Source organism: Pseudomonas emilianonis (assembly GCF_023072625.1).
GTDB lineage: Bacteria > Pseudomonadota > Gammaproteobacteria > Pseudomonadales > Pseudomonadaceae > Aquipseudomonas > Aquipseudomonas paraveronii.
The window spans coordinates 1-2,858 of sequence record NZ_JAKNRV010000509.1 but is presented as its reverse complement, the minus strand read 5'-3'; the positions used below and the strand labels follow the sequence as shown (position 1 = coordinate 2,858).

Here is a 2,858-nt window from a genome sequence, read left to right as displayed (position 1 = left end):
CATGGGCAGGCGGCCGGTATCGGCCAGCGGCACCACGCGGGCGCCAGGGGCGATGCCCGCCAGGCTGCCAACTGGCATCAGGAAAATCTTGCTGCCGGAAAAACCCATCACCTCGGCTTCGACCTGCACCGGGTGGTAGCTGTCGTCGTTGATCACCAGGCAGCGACTGCCCATGGCGGCGCGCAGGCCTTCGGCTTCGAGGGTCAGGCCAACCATGCGCAGCAAGCGCCCTTCGAGGATCGGCTGGCCGGGCAACTTGGTGGCCTCGACATACCCGCTCAGGCGCTTGGCGAAGCTGGTGCGATCAAGGCGCATCGGGGGCGTCCAGGTCCACGCTCATGTCAGGTTCGGCCGGGTTCAGGACCTGCTCGTGAACCTGGTCCAGCAACTGGGCCATGATCTGGCTGATGCGCGTTTCCACCGTGGCGTCGATGCGGCTGTATTCGGTCTCGACGCGGCAACCACCGGGCTGCAGCGCGGCATCTTCGACGATGCGCCAGGTTTCTTCATGGCGCTCGCGCAGGGCTTTGACCTGTTCGAAATCCTGCGGGTTGATGTGCAGCCGCACATTGCCGACACCCAGGGGCAGCAGCTTGAGGGCTTCACGCATGACGCTTTCGATCTGACTGGAGTCCAGCACCAGCTCACGCTGGATCACCTGGCGGGCGATGTGCTCGACCAACCCGACCATGGCTTTTTCGATCTGCGAATCCTGCTCGGCGATGGGTTCGAACAGGCTGCCCATCAGGCGTTCGAGGCTGGCCAGCTTGACGCTCAAGGCGGCCTCGGCTTCCTGGCGCACCTTGAGCGTGGTGCTGCGAAAACCATCTTTTTCACCAGCGGCGAAGCCTTCGTTGTAGGCCTCCTGGCGAATGCTTTCCAACTCTTCAAGGGTCAGCGGCTGGACTTCATCCAGCGGCACTTCTTCCATTTCCACCGGTGTTTCCACCACTGGCTCAGGTTCGGGCTCCGGCACATGCGGGTCGAAGCTAGGCAACGACCAGATGTCGAACCCGCCCACGTCCCGCGCGCGAATCAGATCGCTGGGCGTCTCATCTTTGTTCGACATGGAAAGCGCCTTAGATCATTTCTTCGCCGCCCTTCCCGCCGAGAACGATTTCTCCGGCTTCGGCCATACGGCGGGCAATCGTGAGGATTTCCTTCTGAGCGGTTTCCACGTCGCTGACGCGTACCGGGCCTTTGGCTTCCAGGTCGTCGCGCAACAGTTCGGAGGCGCGCTTGGACATGTTCTTGAAGATCTTCTCCTTGACGCCTTCGTCCGAACCCTTGAGGGCCAGCACCAGCACGTCGGAGGAGACTTCGCGCAGCAGCGCCTGGATGCCACGGTCGTCGACATCGGAGAGGTTGTTGAACACGAACATGAGGTCTTCGATCTGGCCGGACAGGGTGTCGTCGATCTCGCGGATCGAGTCCATCAACTGGCCTTCGACCGAGCTGTCGAGGAAGTTCATGATGTCGGCTGCGCGCTTGATACCGCCCAAGGTGGTGCGCGCAGCATTCGAGTTGCCCGAGAACTGCTTCTCGAGAATCGTGTTGAGTTCTTTCAGGGCCGCCGGCTGCACGGTGTTTAACGACGACACGCGCAGGATGATGTCCAGGCGCACTTTGTGGTCGAAGTGGCCGAGCACTTCGCCGGCCTGGTCGGGGTCGAGGTACGCCACCACGATCGCCTGGATCTGCGGGTGCTCGAAGCGGATCACGTCGGCGACGGCACGCGGTTCCATCCATTTCAGGCTGTCGAGGCCGCTGGTGTTGCCGCCCAGCAGGATGCGGTCGATCAGGCCGTTGGCTTTGTCTTCGCCGAGGGCCGAGGTGAGCATCTTGCGGATGTAGCTGTCGGAGCCGACGCCCAGACTGGTCTGGTCGCCGACGATCTCGACGAACTCGCTCATCACCTGCTCGACCTGCTCACGGTGAACGTTGCGCATCTGCGCCATGGCCACGCCCACGCGCTGGACCTCTTTGGGGCCCATGTGGCGCAGCACTTGTGCGGCGTCGGTTTCACCCAGGGACAGCAGCAGGACTGCGGCTTTGTCGACCTTGGTGAGTTTGGCAACAGCGGCTCGACTATCACTCATCTGCGTTAATCCACTCTTTCACGACCTGGGCCACACGGCCCGGGTCTTCTGCCACCAGACTCTTGATTGCGTTCAACTGAGCGTCATAGCCTTCGCTCGGGCTTGGCAACAGGATGCTTTGCGGACCGCCGAGGCTGACGCGGTCGTTGGCCAGTTCGCCGTCCAGGCCGCCCATGCCACCCAACTCGACATCGCTGCCAGCGAAGGTTGCCAGTTGTTTCTTGCCACTGCCGGTGATGTTGTTGAGCACCGGACGCAGCACGCCGAACACCAGCAGTACGATGAACAACACGCCCAGCACTTGCTTGACGATGTCCCAGAACCACGGCTGGGTGTAGAACGCCGCTTCAGCGATGACTTCGCCACGCTCGGCGGAGAACGGCATGTTGATCACGCTGACGCTGTCACCCCGGCTGGCGTCGAAACCGACGGCATCCTGCACCAGGCGAGTGAAGCGCGCCAATTCGTCGGCGCTCCACGGGGCGCGTGTGACGGCGCCATCAGCGGCGGCGATCTTGACCTGATCATCGACCACCACCGACACCGACAGGCGATTGATTCGGCCCTGTTGCTGCTTGGTGTGGCTGATGGAACGGTCGAGTTCGAAGTTCTTGGTCGACTGGTTACGCTTGTCCGCCGGGTAGGGCGCGAGCATCGGCTGACCGGTAGCCGGATCCATGATCTGCTGACCGTTGGCGTCCAGCAGTGGCTGGCCAGCGGCAATGGCGCCAGCGGTCGCGGCCGCACCGCCGGTGGTCT

General features: G+C 62.8%; 3 protein-coding genes and 1 pseudogene. All 4 read right to left on the bottom strand.

The window, feature by feature from the left end; genetic code table 11:
• Positions 1-315, bottom strand: a pseudogene (gene fliI / locus L9Z73_RS28480) (flagellum-specific ATP synthase FliI); the annotation flags it as partial.
• Positions 305-1,069 carry a flagellar assembly protein FliH gene (gene fliH, locus L9Z73_RS28475; protein ID WP_247408126.1) on the bottom strand — a complete coding sequence of 255 codons (765 nt, stop codon included), beginning with the start codon at positions 1,067-1,069 and terminating at the stop codon, positions 305-307. The pseudogene fliI and the gene fliH, both read right to left, overlap by 11 nt.
• A gap of 10 nt (positions 1,070-1,079) precedes the next feature.
• Positions 1,080-2,099 (bottom strand): flagellar motor switch protein FliG, encoded by a 1,020-nt coding sequence (gene fliG, locus L9Z73_RS28470; protein WP_247408124.1) that lies wholly within the window; start codon positions 2,097-2,099, stop codon positions 1,080-1,082.
• Positions 2,092-2,858 (bottom strand): flagellar M-ring protein FliF C-terminal domain-containing protein (locus L9Z73_RS28465; protein ID WP_282598791.1); only part of this gene is annotated, 767 nt, incomplete at its 5' end. The genes fliG and L9Z73_RS28465, both read right to left, overlap by 8 nt.